The organism is Roseovarius faecimaris (genome assembly GCF_009762325.1).
GTDB classification, from domain to species: Bacteria; Pseudomonadota; Alphaproteobacteria; order Rhodobacterales; family Rhodobacteraceae; genus Roseovarius; species Roseovarius faecimaris.
This window is the reverse complement of the sequence record NZ_CP034348.1, coordinates 1,219,732-1,238,562: the sequence shown is the minus strand read 5'-3', so window position 1 is coordinate 1,238,562 and position 18,831 is coordinate 1,219,732. Positions and strand designations below refer to the sequence as shown.

19 protein-coding genes are annotated in these 18,831 nt (G+C 64.8%); 2 read left to right on the top strand and 17 right to left on the bottom strand.

Annotated elements, in window-relative coordinates; translation table 11 throughout:
• Positions 1-33: 33 nt before the first annotated feature.
• On the bottom strand, positions 34-1,200 hold the full coding sequence (gene ftsW, locus EI983_RS06525; protein ID WP_157706573.1) for a putative lipid II flippase FtsW: 1,167 nt from the start codon (positions 1,198-1,200) through the stop codon (positions 34-36).
• 220 nt (positions 1,201-1,420) lie between these two features.
• On the opposite strand from ftsW, the gene EI983_RS06520 reads away from it, so the two are divergent.
• The gene (locus EI983_RS06520; RefSeq protein ID WP_157709009.1) at positions 1,421-2,614 is read left to right on the top strand and encodes a BaiN/RdsA family NAD(P)/FAD-dependent oxidoreductase; all 1,194 of its coding nucleotides are present in this window, start codon (positions 1,421-1,423) and stop codon (positions 2,612-2,614) included.
• A gap of 309 nt (positions 2,615-2,923) precedes the next feature.
• Here EI983_RS06520 and EI983_RS06515 read toward each other — a convergent pair whose 3' ends face one another.
• A complete protein-coding gene (locus tag EI983_RS06515) occupies positions 2,924-3,718 on the bottom strand; it encodes a phytanoyl-CoA dioxygenase family protein (RefSeq protein WP_157706572.1) in 795 nt (264 codons plus the stop codon).
• Positions 3,719-3,888: 170 nt separating this feature from the next.
• Between EI983_RS06515 and EI983_RS06510 the strand changes: the two genes are divergently transcribed.
• A complete protein-coding gene (locus EI983_RS06510; protein WP_157706571.1) occupies positions 3,889-4,269 on the top strand; it encodes a nuclear transport factor 2 family protein in 381 nt (126 codons plus the stop codon).
• A 34-nt stretch (positions 4,270-4,303) separates the two neighbouring features.
• Here EI983_RS06510 and murD read toward each other — a convergent pair whose 3' ends face one another.
• From murD to EI983_RS06435, 15 genes are all read right to left on the bottom strand, one after another.
• Positions 4,304-5,701, bottom strand: coding sequence for a UDP-N-acetylmuramoyl-L-alanine--D-glutamate ligase (gene murD, locus EI983_RS06505; RefSeq protein ID WP_157706570.1), 1,398 nt, complete (start codon positions 5,699-5,701; stop codon positions 4,304-4,306).
• Positions 5,698-6,030 (bottom strand): hypothetical protein, encoded by a 333-nt coding sequence (locus EI983_RS06500; RefSeq protein WP_157706569.1) that lies wholly within the window; start codon positions 6,028-6,030, stop codon positions 5,698-5,700. Before EI983_RS06500 ends, murD begins: the two co-directional genes overlap by 4 nt.
• 62 nt (positions 6,031-6,092) lie before the next feature.
• A complete protein-coding gene (locus tag EI983_RS06495; RefSeq protein ID WP_157706568.1) occupies positions 6,093-6,764 on the bottom strand; it encodes an SDR family NAD(P)-dependent oxidoreductase in 672 nt (223 codons plus the stop codon).
• On the bottom strand, positions 6,757-7,161 hold the full coding sequence (locus EI983_RS06490) for an ACT domain-containing protein (protein ID WP_246162321.1): 405 nt from the start codon (positions 7,159-7,161) through the stop codon (positions 6,757-6,759). Before EI983_RS06490 ends, EI983_RS06495 begins: the two co-directional genes overlap by 8 nt.
• Positions 7,162-7,166: 5 nt before the next feature.
• Complete coding sequence (gene mraY, locus EI983_RS06485; protein ID WP_157706567.1) at positions 7,167-8,249, bottom strand: phospho-N-acetylmuramoyl-pentapeptide-transferase; 1,083 nt, start codon at positions 8,247-8,249, stop codon at positions 7,167-7,169.
• Positions 8,250-9,683 carry a UDP-N-acetylmuramoyl-tripeptide--D-alanyl-D-alanine ligase gene (locus EI983_RS06480; protein WP_157706566.1) on the bottom strand — a complete coding sequence of 478 codons (1,434 nt, stop codon included), beginning with the start codon at positions 9,681-9,683 and terminating at the stop codon, positions 8,250-8,252. It lies immediately after the preceding gene.
• Positions 9,680-11,161, bottom strand: a complete 1,482-nt coding sequence (locus EI983_RS06475; protein ID WP_157706565.1) for a UDP-N-acetylmuramoyl-L-alanyl-D-glutamate--2,6-diaminopimelate ligase — start codon at positions 11,159-11,161, stop codon at positions 9,680-9,682. The genes EI983_RS06480 and EI983_RS06475 overlap by 4 nt, the downstream gene beginning before the upstream one ends.
• A 22-nt stretch (positions 11,162-11,183) precedes the next feature.
• Positions 11,184-12,971 carry a peptidoglycan D,D-transpeptidase FtsI family protein gene (locus EI983_RS06470; protein ID WP_157706564.1) on the bottom strand — a complete coding sequence of 596 codons (1,788 nt, stop codon included), beginning with the start codon at positions 12,969-12,971 and terminating at the stop codon, positions 11,184-11,186.
• The gene (gene ftsL / locus EI983_RS06465) at positions 12,968-13,315 is read right to left on the bottom strand and encodes a cell division protein FtsL (protein ID WP_198389386.1); all 348 of its coding nucleotides are present in this window, start codon (positions 13,313-13,315) and stop codon (positions 12,968-12,970) included. Before ftsL ends, EI983_RS06470 begins: the two co-directional genes overlap by 4 nt.
• Positions 13,315-14,307 carry a 16S rRNA (cytosine(1402)-N(4))-methyltransferase RsmH gene (rsmH, locus tag EI983_RS06460; RefSeq protein WP_157706563.1) on the bottom strand — a complete coding sequence of 331 codons (993 nt, stop codon included), beginning with the start codon at positions 14,305-14,307 and terminating at the stop codon, positions 13,315-13,317. Before rsmH ends, ftsL begins: the two co-directional genes overlap by 1 nt.
• Before the next feature lie 3 nt (positions 14,308-14,310).
• The gene (gene mraZ, locus EI983_RS06455) at positions 14,311-14,814 is read right to left on the bottom strand and encodes a division/cell wall cluster transcriptional repressor MraZ (protein WP_157706562.1); all 504 of its coding nucleotides are present in this window, start codon (positions 14,812-14,814) and stop codon (positions 14,311-14,313) included.
• A gap of 608 nt (positions 14,815-15,422) precedes the next feature.
• Positions 15,423-15,932: a GNAT family N-acetyltransferase gene (locus EI983_RS06450; RefSeq protein WP_425500899.1), complete on the bottom strand. Its 510-nt coding sequence runs from the start codon at positions 15,930-15,932 to the stop codon at positions 15,423-15,425.
• 2 nt (positions 15,933-15,934) lie between these two features.
• Positions 15,935-16,927 (bottom strand): acrylyl-CoA reductase (NADPH), encoded by a 993-nt coding sequence (gene acuI / locus EI983_RS06445; RefSeq protein ID WP_157706561.1) that lies wholly within the window; start codon positions 16,925-16,927, stop codon positions 15,935-15,937.
• A gap of 76 nt (positions 16,928-17,003) precedes the next feature.
• Positions 17,004-18,104, bottom strand: coding sequence for a dimethylsulfoniopropionate demethylase (locus tag EI983_RS06440; RefSeq protein WP_157706560.1), 1,101 nt, complete (start codon positions 18,102-18,104; stop codon positions 17,004-17,006).
• Positions 18,105-18,126: 22 nt separating this feature from the next.
• Positions 18,127-18,831: a DUF1326 domain-containing protein gene (locus EI983_RS06435; RefSeq protein ID WP_157706559.1), complete on the bottom strand. Its 705-nt coding sequence runs from the start codon at positions 18,829-18,831 to the stop codon at positions 18,127-18,129.

The window sequence follows — 18,831 nt, the reverse complement described above, 5'->3', positions numbered from 1 at the left end:
GCGTGATTTCACGCACCTTTTGCTGAACGCCATTCACCGGATATGCCCCCGCAGAATATCGCCCACCCCGCCCTGCGGCCGGGAGCGCGTGAAGGCAAAGAGCATGCCAAGCGCGATCCCGCCCGCAATCAGCGAAGACCCGCCATAGCTCACGAAGGGCAGCGTCATGCCCTTGGCCGGCAGAAGCCGCACCGCGACGCCCATATTGATCATCGCCTGCACGCCAAACATCGCCGCAAGCCCGGTCCCGGCAAGGCGAATGAACGGATCGCGTTCCTTCATCAGCCGCAGGAAAGAGCGCACCACGATGGAGGCGTAAAGCGTGATGATGCACAGCACCAGAACGAGGCCGTATTCCTCGGCCGCCACGGCGATGATGAAATCCGTATGCGCATCCGGCAGGGACCATTTCACCTCGCCCTCGCCCACGCCCACACCAAAGAACCCGCCTTCGCGGATCGCATTGGTGGCAAAGCCCAACTGCGTGTTGGGGTCCACATCGGGGCTCAGAAACCCGTCGATCCGGCGCGCGAAATGCTCGGAATTGGAATAGGCGAAAGACCCCGCCAGCACCACCAGCACCGCCATGATCACAAGCAGGGTTATCGGCGCACCGGCCACGAAATACATCACCCCCCAGCCAAAGAGCACCAGACAGGCCTGCCCGAAATCGGGCTGCATCGCCAGAAAGGCCACGATTACGATGGCCAGCACGAAAGACCAGCTGATCCCCGGCGGGCCGTTGATATCCTGGCTCGCCGCCATCATCCACGCGGCCACCACCACGAAACCGGGCTTGAGAAACTCCGAAGGTTGCACAGAGGCAAAGCCGAGGCTGTACCACCGCACCGCCCCCTTGCCGAAATCCGTGCCGAAGACCGGCAGCAGCACGAGGGCAATAAACGCCCCGATAAAGCCCAGCACCGCCAGGCGCCGCACCAGTTGCGGGCTCATCATCGAGGTCAGAAACATCGCCGTCAGCGCCAGCCCGCCGAACAGCGCCTGCCGCTTCACGTAGTGGAAATGCTCAAACCCGTTCTTTTCCGCCAGCGGCACCGACGCCGCCAGACCCAGCAAAATCCCGATCCCGAACAGGATCAGCACACAGGAGACCGACCATTTGTCGATCGTGCGCCACCATTTCGGCAAGATGGGTTCCCCATCCCGCACCGGGACCGCCCCATAGACCATCTCTGTCATGACAACCGCTCACCACTGCCTCAGCCTGCCCCTTTCCGGGGTCTATCCCGCCAGTGTAGCAGGTGTTGTGGCGTGAGGGAAGCTTTGAGCGAGATAAGGGGGTCAAATTGCCGATCGGCGCGCCCCTGGCTGGCGTTGGACACCTCCGACGGGAGTATTTGACCCAAGAAGACGACGCGGGGGCTTGCCATGCGGGGGCGAAAACGGCATGGCGCATGACATGCAGGTCAATACGCTGATCTTGGGGGCCGGTGCGGCCGGGATGATGTGCGCGGCCCATGCCGGGGCGGGCGTGCTGGTGGTGGATCATGCCAAAAAGCCGGGGGAGAAGATCCGCATTTCCGGCGGCGGGCGCTGCAACTTCACCAATATGTATACAGAGCCTGCGGCTTTCCTGTCGGCCAACCCGCATTACTGCAAATCCGCGCTCAGCCGCTATACCCAATGGGATTTTGTCGATCTCGTCGCGCGTCATGGCATCTCCTGGCACGAGAAAACCCTGGGCCAGCTCTTTTGCGATGGCAAATCCACCCAGATCATCGACATGCTGCGCGCTGAGATGGCGCGCGCGGGCGCGGAGCTGTGGCTATCCACCAGCGTGGTGGAGGTGGCGCGGCGCGATGAGCGCTTTCAGGTTGTGCTGGAACGCGACGGGCGCCGCATCGAGGTAAGCGCGGCCGCACTGGTGCTGGCCACCGGCGGAAAGTCGATCCCCGCCATGGGGGCGACGGGGCTGGCCTATGACATCGCCCGGCAATTCGGTCACGAGATCGTCGAGCCCCGTCCTGCCCTTGTGCCGCTCACCTTTTCCGACAAGCGGTTTGCGCCGCTGTCGGGCGTGGCCGCCCCGGCACGCGCCTTCAATGACCGCGCCGGTTTTGACGAGGCCGTGCTCTTTACCCATCGCGGCCTCTCCGGGCCTGCTATCCTGCAAATCAGCTCTTATTGGCGCGAGGGTGAGGCGATCACGCTCGACCTCGATCCCGATGGCACGCTCTTTGACACCCTGCGCAACCAACGCCAGCGCGAGGGCCGCAGGCAGCTCAAGACGGAACTGGCGCGTCACCTGCCCGCCAAACTGGTGGAGCATCTCGGCCCGGCCCTGCCCATGACGGGCAATCTGGCCGATCAGTCCGACGCGGCGCTTTCGGCGCTGGTCGAAGGTTTGCGCAACTGGACGCTCACCCCCAACGGCTCCGAAGGCTACCGCACGGCGGAAGTCACCCTGGGTGGGATCGACACCGCCGGGCTGTCCTCCAAAACGATGATGTCCAAGACCGTCCCCGGCCTCTACGTGATCGGCGAGGCCGTGGATGTGACAGGCTGGCTGGGCGGCTACAACTTCCAATGGGCCTGGTCCTCGGGCTGGGCGGCGGGTCAGGCGATCAAGGCACGAAAGACCGGCTTAGAATAGCGCCTTGCTTTCCCGTATTGGCAATGTCCGTGCTGAGCCCTTTGCGGACCTTCGAGCGATACACAACAGGCCGGTTAACAGCGCGAAGCGCCCGGCCCATCGCCAGCCCCCCTACCTGGGCTGGCGATAGGGTAATGCTGGGCGCTTCGCTCGTTCTGCGCGCGGATGCGGCGGGGATAAAGGGCTTTAGAACCCCGGTCAGGATGGCCATCCCGGGGCCTGGCCATGGGCCGCCTATGGCGCGACGGTTGAACGGCAGCTTGCGTCCCGCAATCCAGACAACCACAACCCGTATTCGCCCTCCCCCACCTACATCAACCGCGGGAACTCCGGCGCGTCCATCGGGTCGCCATGTTTGAGTGTCACCCCCTCAAAGGGTGGCGAGGTCACGATCCCCTCGCGCCGGGCAAAGGTGGCGTCGTCTCCAAGCAGGCGCAGGGAAAACGCCCGCCGCTGGGCCGAGGCCGAATTGTTGGCCGGGGCCCCGTGCACGGTGCGATAATCGAACGCCACCGCATCGCCCGGCTCCAAAGCCCAGCCGAGAATGTCATACTCCGCGCGGTTGCCGTCGATATCGGGCAACTCCTCCAGCCCGTCATTCTCGTTCAGAGCGGTGCCGTCAAAGCGCTGCGGGCGGTAATGCTTGCCCCATTTGTGCGAGCCTGCCACGAACTCCAGCGTCCGGTCGCGCGGCACCGCATCCATCGGGATCCAGATGCTGACCGTCTGGGTGGCATCGACGCTGTAATAGGGCAGATCCTGATGCCAGGGCGTCGGCATGCCGGTCTTGGGCGTCTTGACGATGACATGCTCGTGGAAAAGCCGCACCGTCTCGCTGCTCATCAGCTCGGCCCCGATGGCGGCGGCGGGCGAGTTGAAGATGAAATCGCGATAGGCCTCGATCCGGTCCCAGTTGCAGTAATCCGACAGGAAGCGCCCGCCCTCCTCGGTGCGATAGTCGCGGGCGTTCGGGGCAGGATGCGCCATGTTGTAATCCACGCCCTCGCGCAGACGGTCGATCCAGTCTGAAAACGCACCGCGCAGCACGGTCGCGCCCTGATCACGGAATTGCTGAATGGTCTCTGGGGCAAGGTGCTGTGGCATTGAGGCTCTCCTTTGTGGCCCAACCTGCCGCCAATGCACTGCAATTGCAATTGCAAGAAACGCACCACCCCTTTCCCGGCAAAATTCACAAGACATCAGGGAAGGGGCACCGCATATTGGGCATCAGGCTGCCCCGTGCCGGGCGGCTGCGCAGGATGGAGAACCGGATGATGAGCAACGGGAACGAACGGGATGCGATTGAAACGGTGGTTGTCGAGTATCTGGAAGGGATGATCTACGGTCAGGGGGAGCGGCTGAAACGCGCGATGCACCCGCAATGCATGCAGGCCGGTCACTTCGACGGGACTTACGAATTCTTCGATCGCGAGACATTCATCAGCTCGGTCGAAGGCGAAACCGCCCTGCCGCCCGGAACGCCTTACGAGTACGAGATCGTGTCGCTGGACATCACTGGCGATGTCGCGGTGGCGAAGGTGACGGATGCCTGTTTTGGCACGACTTTCACCGACTATCTGACGCTGATCAAACATGACGGCCAATGGCAGATCGTGATGAAGGCGTTTTTCGATCACGCCAACGCCGCGTCCTAGGGCCGCCCATGCGGTTGGCCGCGCCGGCGCCGGGCTAAAGCCGCGCCTGCACCTCGGCCATGAAATCCTCGCCGCGCCGCTCGAAGCTGTCATACTGGTCGAAACTTGCCGCGGCGGGGGCCAGAAGCACCGTGTCGCCGGCCTGCGCCTCGGCCATTGCCGCGTCCACAGCCGCCGCCATCGTCGTGCAGACCTGCGTTTCCACCTCGTCAAGCTGCATCGCGAACTGCGCCGCCTCGCGCCCGATCACATAGGCCTTCACCACGTTCTGCAAACCCGGAGCGAGCCCGGCAAGCCCGCCTTCCTTCTCCAGCCCGCCACAGATCCAGCGGATGTTCTGAAACGCCTGCAACGCCTTCAGGGCGCTGTCCACATTCGTGGCCTTGCTGTCATTGACGAAAGCCACGCCCGCCTTTTCGGCAATCAGTTGCGAGCGGTGCGGCAGACCGCCAAAGCTGGCAAAACCGCGCTCGATCACCTTCGGCGCCAGCCCCAACGTGCGGCAGGCGGCATAGGCGCAACAGGCGTTCTGATGGTTATGCGCCCCCGGCAGGCCCTTGATCCCGCGCAGGTCGATTGACCCGGCCTGTCGGCCCTTGCGGTACTCGCTCAGGAACCCCTTCCTGGCAAAGACCGCCCAGCCCGGCCCGCTCAGCTTGGCCGCGACCGAGATGCGGATCACCCGGTCATCGCCCGGTGCTTCGGCAAGCTGGCCCGCCAGAAACTGCCCTTCATCCTCGTCCACGCCGATCACCGCCCGGTCCGGCCCGCCTTCTGCGAAGAGGCGCCTCTTGGCTGCGAAATACCCGCCAAGCCCGCCATGCCGGTCCAGGTGATCGGGGCTGAGATTGGTGAAGACCGCCACATCGGGCGTCAGCGCGCGGGCAAGCTCGGTCTGATAGCTGGAAAGCTCCAGCACCACCACGCCGCCATCGCCGGGCGGGTCGATATCCAGCACCCCGCGCCCGATATTGCCGGCAAGCTGCGCCTCGCGCCCGGCCTCGCTCAGCACGTGATGGATCAGCGCCGAGGTGGTGGATTTGCCGTTGGAGCCGGTCACCGCGATCACCCGCGGCGCGGTGTCGTAATTATCCCACTCCGGGACCGCCAGCGAGCGGAAGAACAGGCCGATATCGTTGTCCACCGGCACGCCCGCGTGCAGCGCCGCGGCCACCACCTTGTTGGGCGCGGGATAAAGATGCGGAATACCCGGGCTGACGATCAGGCTTGCCACCTCGTCAAAGGCGCCGGGGCGGCTCAGGTCAGCCACGTCGAAACCCTCGGCCTGCGCCCGGTCGCGCGCCTCGGGGTTGTCGTCCCAGCAGAGCGGCACCGCCCCGCCCGCCTGCAAGGCCCGCGCCGCCGACAGACCCGACCGGCCCAGCCCGAGTACAGCCACGCGCGCGCCCTCAACTCCCAGCACGGGGATCATGCGGCCACCTCATGCCGGTTGGTCACGTAAGTGGCGCCGCTATATTCAAGCCCCAGCGAGAAATAGCAGCTCTGCGGGATCATCGCCTTCACCGCCGCCTCCACATCCGCCATCAGCGCATGGGTAAAGGCCGCATCGCGGTGCGGCTTGGTCAGCAGGCTGAGCGTTAGCAGGCAATGCGTGTGGTGGAACACCTGCGCCGGATAGGCCCGGCCCTTGCACGCGCCGGATCCGGCATCATGCGCCTGGATCACCTCTTCGATCCGGGCCAGAACGGCAGCGGCATCGATCTGCAGATCGCTGGAATATCTCAGTTCGGCATGTGGCATCCCGGCCCTCCCCTCGCTTGTCCTATCGCTAGCGCAACGCCCCGGCCTTGACCAGCCTGCCGCTACCAGTCGATCGGTTTGCGGTCGCGAAAAAAGCCACCCGTGGGGCCATCGTCGTCCAGACAGGCCAGCCACAGCGCGGTGTCGGCCCCTTCCTCGGGGCTGCGCGTGGCCCCCTGCCCGCCCATCCGTGTGCGCACCCAACCGGGGCACATGGCGTTGACCTTGATATCGTCAGGCACTTCGCGCGCGACGGCGACGGTCAGCGCGTTCAGTGCCGCCTTGGCGACACCATAGGCCCCCGGCCCCTCCAGCCCCTCGCCAAAACTGCCCCAACCCGAGGAGACATTGACAATCCGGCCATAGCCGCGCTGACGCATGCCAGGCACCACCTGCCGGATCAACTCGTAAGGCCCCGTCACCATGACGTTCATGACCTCTTCAAACTCTGCCTTGCGCGACAAGAGCGGCGCATCGAAACACACGCCCGCATTGTTGACCAGCACATCCACCTCTGCCCCCTCCGGCGGAAGAACCATCGGGGCCGAAAGATCGCAATAGACGAAATGCGCGCCCATTTCATCGGCGACGCGGGTCCCGTCTTCGGCGTCCCGACAGGCGATGATCACGTTGAGATCACGCTCCAGCAGCCCCCGCGCAATCGCCTTGCCGATGCCCCGGTTGCCCCCGGTCACCAGCGCCGTGCGCCGGGCAGGATCGAGCCGGTCAAACATCGCGCGTCTCCCCATCGGAGGCCAGCGCCTTCAGGATCGTCATCGCCTGCACCGCCTGGGCCACCGGCACAAAGGCGTGATCATGCCGGGTGGCCGCCACCATGTTGCAGGGGATCCCCGCCTCCGCCAGCGCCCCGGCCACCGCTGCCGTCAGCCCGACCCCGTCAAGGGCGGAATACACACTCAGCGTGATCCGCCGCATGGGAGTTTCAGACAGCAGGCCCAATTCCTTGGCCAATGCTTCGGGCAGGATCACCGACAGACCCTCGTCTTCGACAAAGCTCGCCAGGGCCGCGCCGGGCAGCGCCGCCCCTTCGGGCAAGGTGACGAAATGGTAGGTCTCAGGGTCCAGCACGGGCGCCATGCCCGCGATCATCGCGTTTGTGTCGCGGACCACCGCCACTAGCGCACCTTCAGCGTCGCCAGCCCGATCATCGCCAGGATCAGCGCGATGATCCAGAAGCGGATCACGATCTGCGGCTCGGCCCAGCCTTTTTTCTCGTAATGGTGGTGGATCGGCGCCATCAGGAAGACGCGCTTGCCGGTGCGTTTGAAATAGAGCACCTGGATGATCACGCTCAGCGCTTCGACCACGAACAGGCCGCCGACAATGCCCAGCACGATCTCGTGCTTGGTGGCCACGGCGATGGCGCCAAGTGCCCCACCCAGGGCCAGAGACCCGGTATCGCCCATGAACACGGCCGCCGGCGGCGCGTTATACCACAGGAACCCAAGACCACCGCCCGCAAGGCCTGCCACAAAGACCAGAATTTCCCCGGTGCCCGGCACGTAATGCACATCGAGATATTCGGTGAAGTCCACGCGCCCCACCGCATAGGCGATCAGCCCCAGCGTGCCGGCGGCAATCATCACCGGCATGATCGCAAGACCATCCAGCCCGTCGGTCAGGTTCACCGCATTGGCGGCCCCCACGATCACGAACATCGCGAAGGGGATGAAGAACAGCCCGAGATTGATCAGCGTGTCCTTGAAGACCGGTAGGGCAAGCTGATATTGCAGCGCCTCGGGGTGATACATGCTGGCCCACCACGAGGCGACACCTGCGATGACGAACCCCATGCCCAGCCTTACCTTGCCCGACACGCCCGACACGTTCTGCTTGCTGACCTTGGCGTAATCATCCGCAAAGCCGATGGTGCCGAAGGCCAGCGTTACGAAAAGAACCAGCCAGACAAACGGATTGTCCAGCCGCGCCCAGAGAAGCGTCGAGGTCACCAGGGCGCCCACGATCAGTAAGCCTCCCATCGTCGGTGTGCCGGCCTTGACGAAGTGCCCCTCCGGGCCGTCATCGCGAATGGGCTGGCCCTTGCCTTGCCGGACCCGCAGCATGTTGATCAGTGGCTTGCCAAAGATGAACCCGAAGAGCAGCGCCGTCATGAACGCCCCGCCAGATCGGAAGGTGATATAGCGAAAGAGGTTGAAGAAATCCCCGCCATCCGACCATGCGGTCAACCAATACAGCATCTACTCGTCCTTTTCCTTGGTCCGGCAGGCGCGGCGCAGCGCATCAACCACCAGGCTGACCTTGCTGCCCTTCGAGCCCTTGACCAGCACCACGTCGCCCGCATCCAGCAGGCGGAGTGCCTCATCCGCCAATTCCGGCGCGGTTGCAACCCATTTACCGCGCTGATGTTCGGGCAACGCCTCGTAAAGGTGACGCATCCGTGGGCCCACGCAATGCACCAGCGTCACCGCCTGCATCGCGGGCAGGTCGGCAAGGGCGGCATGCATCGCCGCCTCATCGGGACCAAGCTCAAGCATGTCGCCAAGGATGGCGATGCGTCGGCCCTTGTCAATCCGCCCCACCCCTTCCATGGGCGTTGCGGCGGCCAGCACCTCCAGCGAGGCCGCCATCGAGGTCGGGTTGGCATTGAACGCATCGTCCAGCAGATCGACGGTCAGGCTGTCATCGCTCTTGTCGAGGATCAGCGTCTCGCGCCGTCCGCGCCCCCCCGGCGGCACCCAGTGCCCGAGGTCAGAGGCCGCCACCGCGAGATCACCGCCCATCGCCTCGACCGCGGCCAGCACGGCCAGCGCGTTATGGGCGAAATGCCGACCCACCACGCCCAGCTTGTAAAGGACCGGCACGTCGCCCGCGCGCGCCTGCACGGTTGTCACCTCGTCGCCCAGACTGACCTTGAGCAGCCGGTGATCATTGGCGTCATCCGCACCGAAACCGATCACGCGGGCCGCCCGCGCCTCTGCTTTCTGCCTCAGGATCGGGGCCGTCTCGACATCGCCGTTGACAATGGCCACGCCGCCCGGCTCCAGCCCTTCGAAGATCGACGCCTTTTCATGGGCGATCCCTTCGAGGTTTTCGAACGCCTCCAGATGCGCCGCCGCGACGGTGGTCACAATCGCCACATGCGGGCGTGCCATGCGGCTCAAGGGCGCGATCTCGCCGGGATTGCTCATGCCGATCTCGATCACGGCGAATTCCGTGTCGGCAGGCATCCGCGCCAGCGTCAGCGGCACGCCCCAGTGGTTGTTGTAACTGGCCTCCGCCGCATGGGTGCGCCCCTGATGGGACAGCACGTCGCGCAGCATTTCCTTGGTCGAGGTCTTGCCGACCGAGCCGGTCACCGCCACGACCTTCGCCCCGGTGCGCGCCCGTGCCGCGACGCCCAATGCCTCCAGCGCAGGAAGAACGTCCTTCACGATCAACAGCGGCGCATCCTCCGGCACCCCGTCGGGGATATGGTTGACAAGGGCCGCGGCGGCGCCTTTCTCCAGCGCCTGCGCGACAAACTCATGCCCGTCGCGCACATCCTTGAGGGCCACGAAAAGATCGCCCGGCTGGAGGGTGCGCGTGTCGATCGACACACCGCTCGCCTGCCAGTCACCGGTGCTACGCCCGCCCGTGGCCTCGGCGGCGTCATGTGAGGACCAAAGGCTCATGCCCCGCCCCCATCGAGCGCGGCCACCGCCACGCTCGCCTGTTCGGTGTCGTCAAAGGGCAGCACATCGTCGCCCACGATCTGCCCGGTCTCATGCCCCTTGCCCGAGATCAGCAGCGCGTCGCCCGGCCCCAGCGCGTCCACGCCGCGCAGGATCGCCTCGGCGCGGTCGCCCACCTCGGTGGCCTCCGGGCAGCCCTGCATCACCGCCGCTCGGATCGCGGCGGGGTCCTCGCTGCGCGGGTTGTCATCGGTCACGATCACGACATCCGCATGGTCTGCCGCCGCCTGCCCCATCAGGGGCCGCTTGGTCGGGTCGCGGTCCCCGCCCGCGCCGACAATCGCCACCAGCCGGCCCATCACATGCGGGCGCAGCGCCTTGAGCGCCGTGGCCACCGCATCGGGCGTATGGGCGTAATCCACGAACACCGCCGCGCCATTTTCGCGCGTCGCGGCCAACTGCATCCGGCCGCGCACCGTGGTCATCTGCGGCAGCGTCTCGAACACCCGGTCCGGGTCCGCACCCGAGGCGATCACCAGCCCGGCCGCAATCATCAGGTTCTCGGCCTGAAACCCGCCGATCAGCCCCAGCCTGAGCTGCTGCACCCGGCCATGCCAGTCAAAGCGCAACTCCTGTCCCGTCGCCTCGAACCGCTGCGCGAGGATTTGCAGGTCATTGCCGGGGGCAGAGCCCACGCGGATCACCTCCTGGCCCCGATCAAGCGCGATCTCGGCCATGTCCGGGCCGCGCGGATCATCCATGTTGATCACCGCCACGCCATCCTCGGGCAGCACCCGCGCGAAAAGCCCGGCCTTGGCCGCGAAGTATTCCTCAAACGTGGCGTGGTAATCCAGATGATCCTGGGTGAAGTTTGTGAACCCCGCCGCCGCCAGCCGCACGCCATCCAGGCGGCGCTGTTCCAGCCCGTGCGACGAGGCCTCCATCGCCGCATGGGTGATCCCATGGGCCTCGGCCTCGGCCAGCGTCCGGTGCAGGGTGATCGGCTCCGGCGTGGTGTGCTTGAGCGGTGCGCTCCATGCCCCTTCCACCCCCGTGGTGCCAAGGTTCACGGCGTCAAAGCCCAGTGCCGCCCAGATCTGCCGGGTAAAGCTCGCCACCGAGGTTTTGCCGTTGGTCCCGGTCACCGCAACCATGGTCTCGGGCTGTGCGCCAAACCAGAGGGCCGCGGCATAGGCCAGCGTCTGACGGGGATCCTCGGCGATGACCAGCGCGGCCTCGCTCGCCGCCAGTTCCGCGCGGGCGATCTCGGCACCCTGCGCGTCGGTCAGCACCGCCGCCGCCCCCATGCGCAGCGCATATTGGATGAACTCGCCCCCATGCACCCGCGTGCCGGGCAAGGCGGCGAAAAGATAGCCCGGTTTCACCTCGCGGCTGTCCACCGCCAGCCCCGTGATCTCGGGGCTGCGGCCGCCTTGCGCCGTTAGCCCCAGACCTGCCAAAGTCACTGTCTGCCCCACATCACCTGTCCCTGATCACGGGTCAATTCGATGTCAGCGTTATACCGCTAAATTGGGCGGGTTCAATCTCGGGCCGCAGGCCAAGCAGAGGGGCCACGCGCCGGGTGATCTCGGAGGCCACGGGGACCGCCGTCCACCCCGCCGTGCGGCGCGGTTTCGACCCCGAGGTTTCCACCGGCTCGTCCAGCGTCACGATCAGCACGTATTCCGGCTTGTGCGCCGGGAAGATGCTGGCGAAGGTGGTGATGGTCTTGTCCTTGTAGTAGCCGCCGCCGCGCTCCTTGGGCTTGTCGGCGGTGCCGGTCTTGCCGCCCACCGCATATCCCGGCACGTCGCCCATGCTGGCCGTGCCTTCGGTCACCACCTTGCGCAGCATGGTGCGCGCCTCGCGGGCCGTGGCGGGCGACATGACGCGCTCCCCGTTCTGCGGGCCGTCCTGTTTCAGCAAGGTGGGCCGGATCCGCGTGCCGCCATTGGCAATCGCCGCATAGCCCGCCGCCAGATGCAGCGGACTGGAAGACAGGCCGTGCCCGTAGGAGATCGTCACCGTCGAGAGGTCCGTCCAGCGTTGCGGCAAAAGCGGCTTGCCGCCTTTCGATTCGACAATCTCAAGCCCCGTGGGCTCGAAGAACCCCAGCGTTTCGAGAAACTCTTTCTGCCGCTTCGGGCCGATCTGCAACGCCATCCGGCCGGTGCCCCGGTTCGATGACTTCACGATTATCTCCGACACGCTGATCTTGCCGTAATTCTTGCGGTCGAACTCACCAATCGTATGCCCGCCCACTTTCATCGGCCCCGAGGTGTCGATGATCGTCTCGGCATTCACCAGCCCAAGCTCCAGCGCCTGCGCGGCGGCGAAAATCTTGAAGGTCGAGCCCAGCTCATACACCCCCTGCACCGCCCGGTTGAAGAGCGGGCTGTCGCTCGGATTGCCTTCGGTCGGCGGGCGCGGGCGGTCATTGGGGTCAAATGTGGGAAGGCTGGCAATCGAGATCACCTCGCCGGTATGCACATCCATCAGCACCGCCGCAGCGCCCTTGGCGTTCATGATCCGCATGCCCCCATAGAGCACCCGCTCGATCGCCGCCTGAATGGTCAGATCAAGCGACAGCTCCAGCGGTTTGTGCCCCTCTGCGGGGTTGCGCAAGCGCTCGTCATAAAACTTCTCAATGCCCGCCACGCCGATCACTTCGGCCGCATGCACCCCCTCGCGGCCAAAGCTTGCCCCGCCAAGCACATGGGCCGCCAGCGTGCCATTGGGATAAAGCCGCATCTCGCGCGGTCCGAAAAGCAGGCCGGGCTCGCCGATCTCATGCACCGCCTGTTTCTGTTCCGGGCTGATTTTCTTCTTGATCCACAAGAACTTGCGCTTGCCGGTGAAATCCTTGATCAGCCGCTCTTCCTTCAGGTCCGGGAAGATCTTGACCAGCGCCTTGGCCGTGCGGACGGGCTCGATCATCTGTTGCGGCTGAGCATAGAGGCTGTGCGTCTCAAGGTTGGTCGCCAGAATCCGGCCCTTGCGGTCCACGATATCGGCCCGCTGGGCATAGATGTCCGCCCCGGCCACCGAAATGCGCGGCTCCGCGGGTTCCGAATTGGCCAGTACACCCATGCGCCCGCCAATCACCGAGAAGGCGGCAAAGAACACCACCCCCAGCACCAGAAGCCGGCCCTCGGCCCGCTTGCGGGCGCGGTCGCGCTCTTCTTCGTGGCGCAGGCGGATATTCTCGCGCTCGATGGCGTCGGGGTTCTCGCCCTTCGCGCGGGCCTCAAGGATGCGCGCCAGCGGGCGCAGCGGCGTACGGATCATGGGAATTGCTCCATGTTGGACACCTCGACAGGGTTCAGGATCGGCAGTTCCTCTTCCTCACGCGGGAAGGCCACCTGATCGATCCGGCCAAACTGATCCGGGCGCAGCGGCACCAGCCCCAGCTTGTCGAAATTGAGCTCGGCAAGGTCGCGCAGACGCTCGGGACGGTTGAGATAGGCCCATTCGGCATTGAGCATGCGCAAGCGCTGGCGTTCCCGGGCAATCTCCTGCATCAGATCCCGCGCCTCGGCCTGCGCCTCCTGCGTCTCGTAATTCTCGCGATAGGCCCAGAAGGCCAGCGCAATCACCGCCACCGCCGTGATCACCACAAGAAAGCTGCGCATTATCTTTCCCCCTTCAACATCGGCATTCCCAGGGCTTTGCGGTCGGTCCTGCCGGGGGCGGCATCCGTTCGCTCCGCCACCCTCAGCTTGGCACTGCGCGACCGCGGGTTCTCGGCCAGCTCCCGGTCATCCGGACCAATGGCCTTGCGTGTCTTCACAATGAATTGCGGCGCGTCCCTGACGATCTCCGGGGCATAGCGGCTGCCCCCGCCGCCGCCGCCCGAGCGCGCCTGCAAAAAGCGCTTCACCATCCGGTCCTCGACCGAATGAAAGGTCACCACGGCCAGCTTGCCGCCAGGCTTCAGCGCCCGCTCCGCCGCCTCCAGCCCGCCCAGAAGCTCGCCATATTCGTCATTCACCGCAATCCTCAGCGCCTGAAAACTGCGTGTCGCGGGATGCGCCTGACCCGGCTTGGCGCGCGGCAGACAGCTCTCGACAATTTCCGCAAGCCGCAGGGTGCCGGTGATCGGCGCCGCCTCGCGCGCCCGCACAATCGCCCGCGCAATCCGGCGGCTCGCCCGTTCCTCGCCATAGAGATAAAGGATATCGGCCAGCTCCGCCTCGCCAAGCTCATTCACCAGATCCGCGGCAGAGGTGCCCTCCTGGCTCATCCGCATATCGAGCGGGCCGTCCTTCATGAAGGAAAAGCCGCGCTCGGCCCGGTCGAGCTGCATGGAGCTCACGCCCAGATCGAGCACAACCCCATCAAGATCACTTGCCACCTCGTCCAGTTCGGAAAACACCCCCTGCACCAGCCGGACGCGGTCGCCATACGGCGCGGCCCAGCCTTCGGCCATCTCCAGCGCCAGCGGATCGCGGTCCAGCCCGATCACCTGATCGGCACCGGCCTCCAGCAAGCCGCGCGTGTAACCTCCGGCCCCCAGCGTGCCATCCAGCCAGACGCCGCTGACCGGGGCCACCGCCGCCAGAAGCGGGCGCAACAGAACGGGAATATGGGGGGCCTCATCGGGGATGCGGGCGGCAGCGGCCATGCGTTACTCCCCTTTCACACCGTCCAGATAGACGAGCGGATCGAAGTCATCGGGCAGCTCATCAAGCCACTCTTCGGTCTTGGCCAGTTCCTCGGCCTCATAGGTCTCGGGCTTCCAGATCTGGAACGTATCGCCTGCGGCGATGAAAAACGCCTCATTGTCCAGATCGATCTTCTGCCGCAGCTTCGCGGGCAGGACCAGCCGCCCCGTCTCATCCACCGACGTGGGCAGCGACTGGCCATGAAACAGCCGTTGCAGCATCTTGCGCTCCATTGAGCCGCGCGGCAGCGCGTCGATCTTGGCATCGACCTCGTCGATCGCCTCCATCGTGTAGCATTCCAGGTAATTGCGGCGGTGATCGCCATAGACGATCACAAGCTCCGGGTTGTCGCCATCGCGCCAGTTCGGGTCCGAGGCTTCCAGCACACGGCGAAACGAGGCCGGGATGCTCACCCGCCCCTTGCCATCCACCTTGTGATGGCTTTCACCTCTGAACCTGCGACCCAACTGTCCCGGCCCTTTCCTGTCCCCCAAAATTCCGTTTCAGAAACGAAAACGACGGATTGAGCTGCTGCCACTGCCCAATCCGCCGCCCTCGTCCCGCGCTTGCGGGGTGTCCAGCTGCGCGCGCCACCTGGGGGGATGTCTGCTCGCCCGCGCGCCGGATCTCTTCGTTCGATGAAAGCGGATGCCTGTATGAACCTGCCTTAGGGTTTTTTGTGTTCGGGGTCGTTTGGTGCCCCTGTCCCGTCTTCATCTGTCATTAGGGATGACACGGGAATTCATGGTAATCAAGAACATTTTTTGGGAATTTGCCACTGCATCTTGTTTTTCACCCCCTAGAAAAACAAGATCATGTGGAGAAAATCACCCTACTGGCGCATAACCTAGCTGAATTCCGCCCACCGAACACAATATATAGTGGCCCACCTTGACCGGCAAAAAAGTCCCATCAATTCCCGGATATCTTGAAATTTTTCGAAGCTCAGCCGCAATTAAGGGGTAACAAACCCCATGCTACGGGCGAAACACCCCTAAATCTGCGGTTGATTCGTCGACTCTTGGGGCATGTGCCGTGGTTTCCCAAGCAGCGTCCCATACTTTCCCGTGACGCGTCAGGCCGGGGTATCCTCCAGCCACTTATACATGACCAGCGCATCCACCAACCCCTCGCTCGGATGCGCGAAGACACGCGGCAGCCGGCCCACCGTGTCATATCCCATCTTTTCCCAAAGCCGGATCGCGCCTGTGTTGGAGCACAGCACCATGTTGAATTGCATGGCGCGATAGCCAAGCGCGCGCGCGGCCTCCTGGGAATGGGCGCACATGGCCCCGGCCACGCCGCGCCCGCGCGCCGCCTCGCCCACCATATAGCCGCAGTTGCACACATGCGCGCCGCCGCCCGCGGCATTGGTCTTGATATAGTAGGTTCCGAGGATGTCTCCGCCCTGCTCGGCCAGATAGGTGGCGGCAGGCGCCTCCATCCACATCGCGCGCGCCGCCTCTTCCGGCAGCGCGGGATCGATCGCATAGGTCTCACCCGCGCGGATCACCGGCTGAAGGATGGACCAAAGCGCGGGCCAGTCTCCGGCCCGCGCCTTTCGTATGATCAGATCGGCGCCCAAGATCAGGCGTTCACATCCACCACGACCCGGCCCTTGACCTGACCCTTCAGGATGTCACGCCCCAACCCCGGCAGATCCTCCAGCGTCGCGGGCTGGATCATCGCCTCGAGCTTGTCCATCGGCAGGTCGCTGGCAATGCGCTGCCATGCCCGCACGCGGTTGTCATAGGGCTGCATGACGCTGTCGATCCCCAAAAGGTTCACCCCGCGCAGCAGGAAGGGGATGACCGTCGCAGGCAGCGCCGCCCCCCCGGCCAGACCCACAGCCGCGACCGAGCAGCCATATTTCATCTGCCCCAGCACGCGCGCCAGCATCTCGCCGCCCACGGCATCGACACAGCCCGCCCAGGTCTCACCCTCCAGCGGGCGCTTGGTGGTCTCGTTCAGGTCCTCGCGCGGCACGATCTGGCTCGCGCCGAGGCTTTTCAGGTAATCGCCCGTTTCCGGCCGCCCGGTGACACCCGCCACCTCATAGCCCAGATTGGCAAGGATCGCCGTCGCGACCGATCCCACACCGCCCGCGGCCCCGGTGACCAGTACCGGACCATGCCCCGGCTCGAGCCCGTGATCCTCCAGCGCCATCACTGCCAGCATCGCCGTAAAACCCGCCGTACCCACGGCCATCGCCTGACGCGCATCCAGCCCCTCGGGCAGCGGCACCAGCCAATCGGCCTTGACCCGGGCCTTCTGGGCATAACCGCCCCAATGCGCCTCGCCCACGCGCCAGCCGGTCAGCACCACCTTGTCGCCGGGCTTGTAACGGTCGTCCTCCGAGGCCTCCACGGTTCCGGCAAAATCGATCCCCGGCACATGCGGATACTTGCGCACCAGCCCGCCGCCCGGCCCGATGCACAACCCGTCCTTGTAGTTGACTGTCGAATACTCGACCGCCACCGTCACATCGGCCTCGGGCAGCTGATCCTCGCTGATCTCCTGCACCACCGCGGAGGTCTTGCCGCTGTCTTCGTCCTTCTCAACCACAAGTGCCTTGAACATCTCTCTCTCCTTCATTGTTCCAAAAATACTCTCGCCGAAGGCAAAAGAAAATTCGTACGAATTTTCTCAGCCCCGCTCAGATCCAGAACCGGTCCTGCACAACACCCGAGAGCATACCATCCTGCGTATCCACCTCCAGCGCGGTGCCGGCATCCCAGTGCGACCGGTCCACCATGGCGATCGCCACCGTGGTCTCGAAATCGGGGCTGTAGGCGGCCGACGACACGCGCCCGACCTGGCGGCCGTCCGCATAAAGCGGCCAGGCCCGGTCGCTGGGCGGGGCCATGCCCTCAATCGCCACCGGGCGGATCATCCGTTTCGAGCCCGCCTCACGCTCTTCGCGCAGCGCCCGTCCGCCGATGCAATGCTCCAGCTGGTTATCCGACACATAGCGCCCCAACCCACATTCCATTGGCGAGTTTTCGCGCGTCATGTCGTTGCCATAGCTCAGCAATCCGCCCTCGATCCGCTCGATCAGGTTCGGACAGCCCGCCCGCACCTGCAAATCCTCGCCGGCCGCGAACAACGCGTCCCAAAGCGGCATGCCAAGGGCTGTGTCATTCACGTAGATCTCAAAGCCCCCCTGCTTGGAATAGCCCGAGCGCGCGATCAGGAACTCATGCCCCTCCCACTCGAACCGGCCACAACCGAAAAACCGCAGGCCCGTCACAGCGCCGCCAAAGACCCGGGACATCAGCTCGTCGGCCAGCGGGCCTTGGACGGCCAAGGGCGAGACATCGGGCTCGGTCACCTCGACATCGAAATTGCCCATGCCCGCCACCGCCTGCACCCAAAAGAGGAAATCGCTGTCGGCGATGGAAATCCAGTAGGTGTCGGGCCCCGCATCCAGCAGCACCGGATCGTTCAGCATCCCGCCATTCTGATCGCAGACCGGGATATACATGCAGCGATCTTCGCGCAGTGTGCTCAGATCGCGCGGGGTCAGGTACTGGATCAGCCGCCGCGCATCCGGGCCCTTCACCTGCACCTGCCGCTCACAGGCGACATCCCAGACCTGCACCTGCGTCTTCAGGTGGCGATAATCGGCCTCGGTGGTGTGAAACACCGTCGGCAGCAGCATGTGATTATAGACCGTATAGCCGCGCACACCCGCGGCCTCGACACCGTCCGAGAACGGCGTGCGCCGTACCCGGCGCGAGGGAAAGATAAACGCCACCCCTGTATCTCCTTAAATGGGCTTATTTTGGCCCGTGCCAGTCAATCGGGCAGATCTCGGCGGATTTGCCCCCGAAATCCCAGACCCGGCCATAATCGCGCACCCGGCTTTTCAGCCCTTTCGCGGCGATGATATCCGGCCCCATCCAGTATTTCGAATTGGTCACCATGACCGGATGATCGGGTGAGGATCCGTCGATCATCTCGATCTCGCCCTGGATCTTGCGCCCGATATAAAGGCCGCGCTTCTTGCCCTCGCGGACAATATCGACCTTCTGACGCTCGGCGCCGATGATCTCGCTCACCAGCATGGTGAAAAGCCCCGTCGTGCCCCCCGCCTGGCCCGAGAAGATCTGCAGAATGCCGTTATATGCCTTGCCCGAGGCGCGCTCGTCCACATAGGCGGCCACTTTCCAGTTGCCCTCGCCCATCCGGCCCGGGATATCCACCAGCAGCCCGACATTCAGCCCAGAGAGGTCCTCGCCCTCGAAATGGCCCTCGTCAATGGCAATGCCCATCCAGGCATGGCAATGGCCCTCGGTGGGCGGATGGTTCCCCAAGCTGACCACACAGGGGCAGAACACCGTGCATGAGCAGTTCAGAAAAAGCTCGCCCTTGATGGCCCATTCCGTCGGGCTCATCTGCCGACGCTTGGGGTTGGGCATCCGGTTGTCGATGCGCTGCGACACCGGCAGCTTATCGGCCTCGGGTTTGCGTTTCACGGCCAT

Coding starts and splice junctions, on each gene's coding strand:
- EI983_RS06500 (WP_157706569.1), bottom strand. CDS start 6,030: ATGCCACATGCCGAACTGAGATATTCCAGCGATCTGCAGATCGATGCC.
- EI983_RS06435 (WP_157706559.1), bottom strand. CDS start 18,831: ATGGCCGTGAAACGCAAACCCGAGGCCGATAAGCTGCCGGTGTCGCAG.
- EI983_RS06480 (WP_157706566.1), bottom strand. CDS start 9,683: ATGAGCCTTTGGTCCTCACATGACGCCGCCGAGGCCACGGGCGGGCGT.
- EI983_RS06470 (WP_157706564.1), bottom strand. CDS start 12,971: ATGATCCGTACGCCGCTGCGCCCGCTGGCGCGCATCCTTGAGGCCCGC.
- ftsW (WP_157706573.1), bottom strand. CDS start 1,200: ATGACAGAGATGGTCTATGGGGCGGTCCCGGTGCGGGATGGGGAACCC.
- ftsL (WP_198389386.1), bottom strand. CDS start 13,315: ATGCGCAGCTTTCTTGTGGTGATCACGGCGGTGGCGGTGATTGCGCTG.
- murD (WP_157706570.1), bottom strand. CDS start 5,701: ATGATCCCCGTGCTGGGAGTTGAGGGCGCGCGCGTGGCTGTACTCGGG.
- rsmH (WP_157706563.1), bottom strand. CDS start 14,307: ATGGCCGCTGCCGCCCGCATCCCCGATGAGGCCCCCCATATTCCCGTT.
- EI983_RS06520 (WP_157709009.1), top strand. CDS start 1,421: ATGCAGGTCAATACGCTGATCTTGGGGGCCGGTGCGGCCGGGATGATG.
- acuI (WP_157706561.1), bottom strand. CDS start 16,927: ATGTTCAAGGCACTTGTGGTTGAGAAGGACGAAGACAGCGGCAAGACC.
- EI983_RS06495 (WP_157706568.1), bottom strand. CDS start 6,764: ATGTTTGACCGGCTCGATCCTGCCCGGCGCACGGCGCTGGTGACCGGG.
- EI983_RS06515 (WP_157706572.1), bottom strand. CDS start 3,718: ATGCCACAGCACCTTGCCCCAGAGACCATTCAGCAATTCCGTGATCAG.
- mraY (WP_157706567.1), bottom strand. CDS start 8,249: ATGCTGTATTGGTTGACCGCATGGTCGGATGGCGGGGATTTCTTCAAC.
- EI983_RS06510 (WP_157706571.1), top strand. CDS start 3,889: ATGAGCAACGGGAACGAACGGGATGCGATTGAAACGGTGGTTGTCGAG.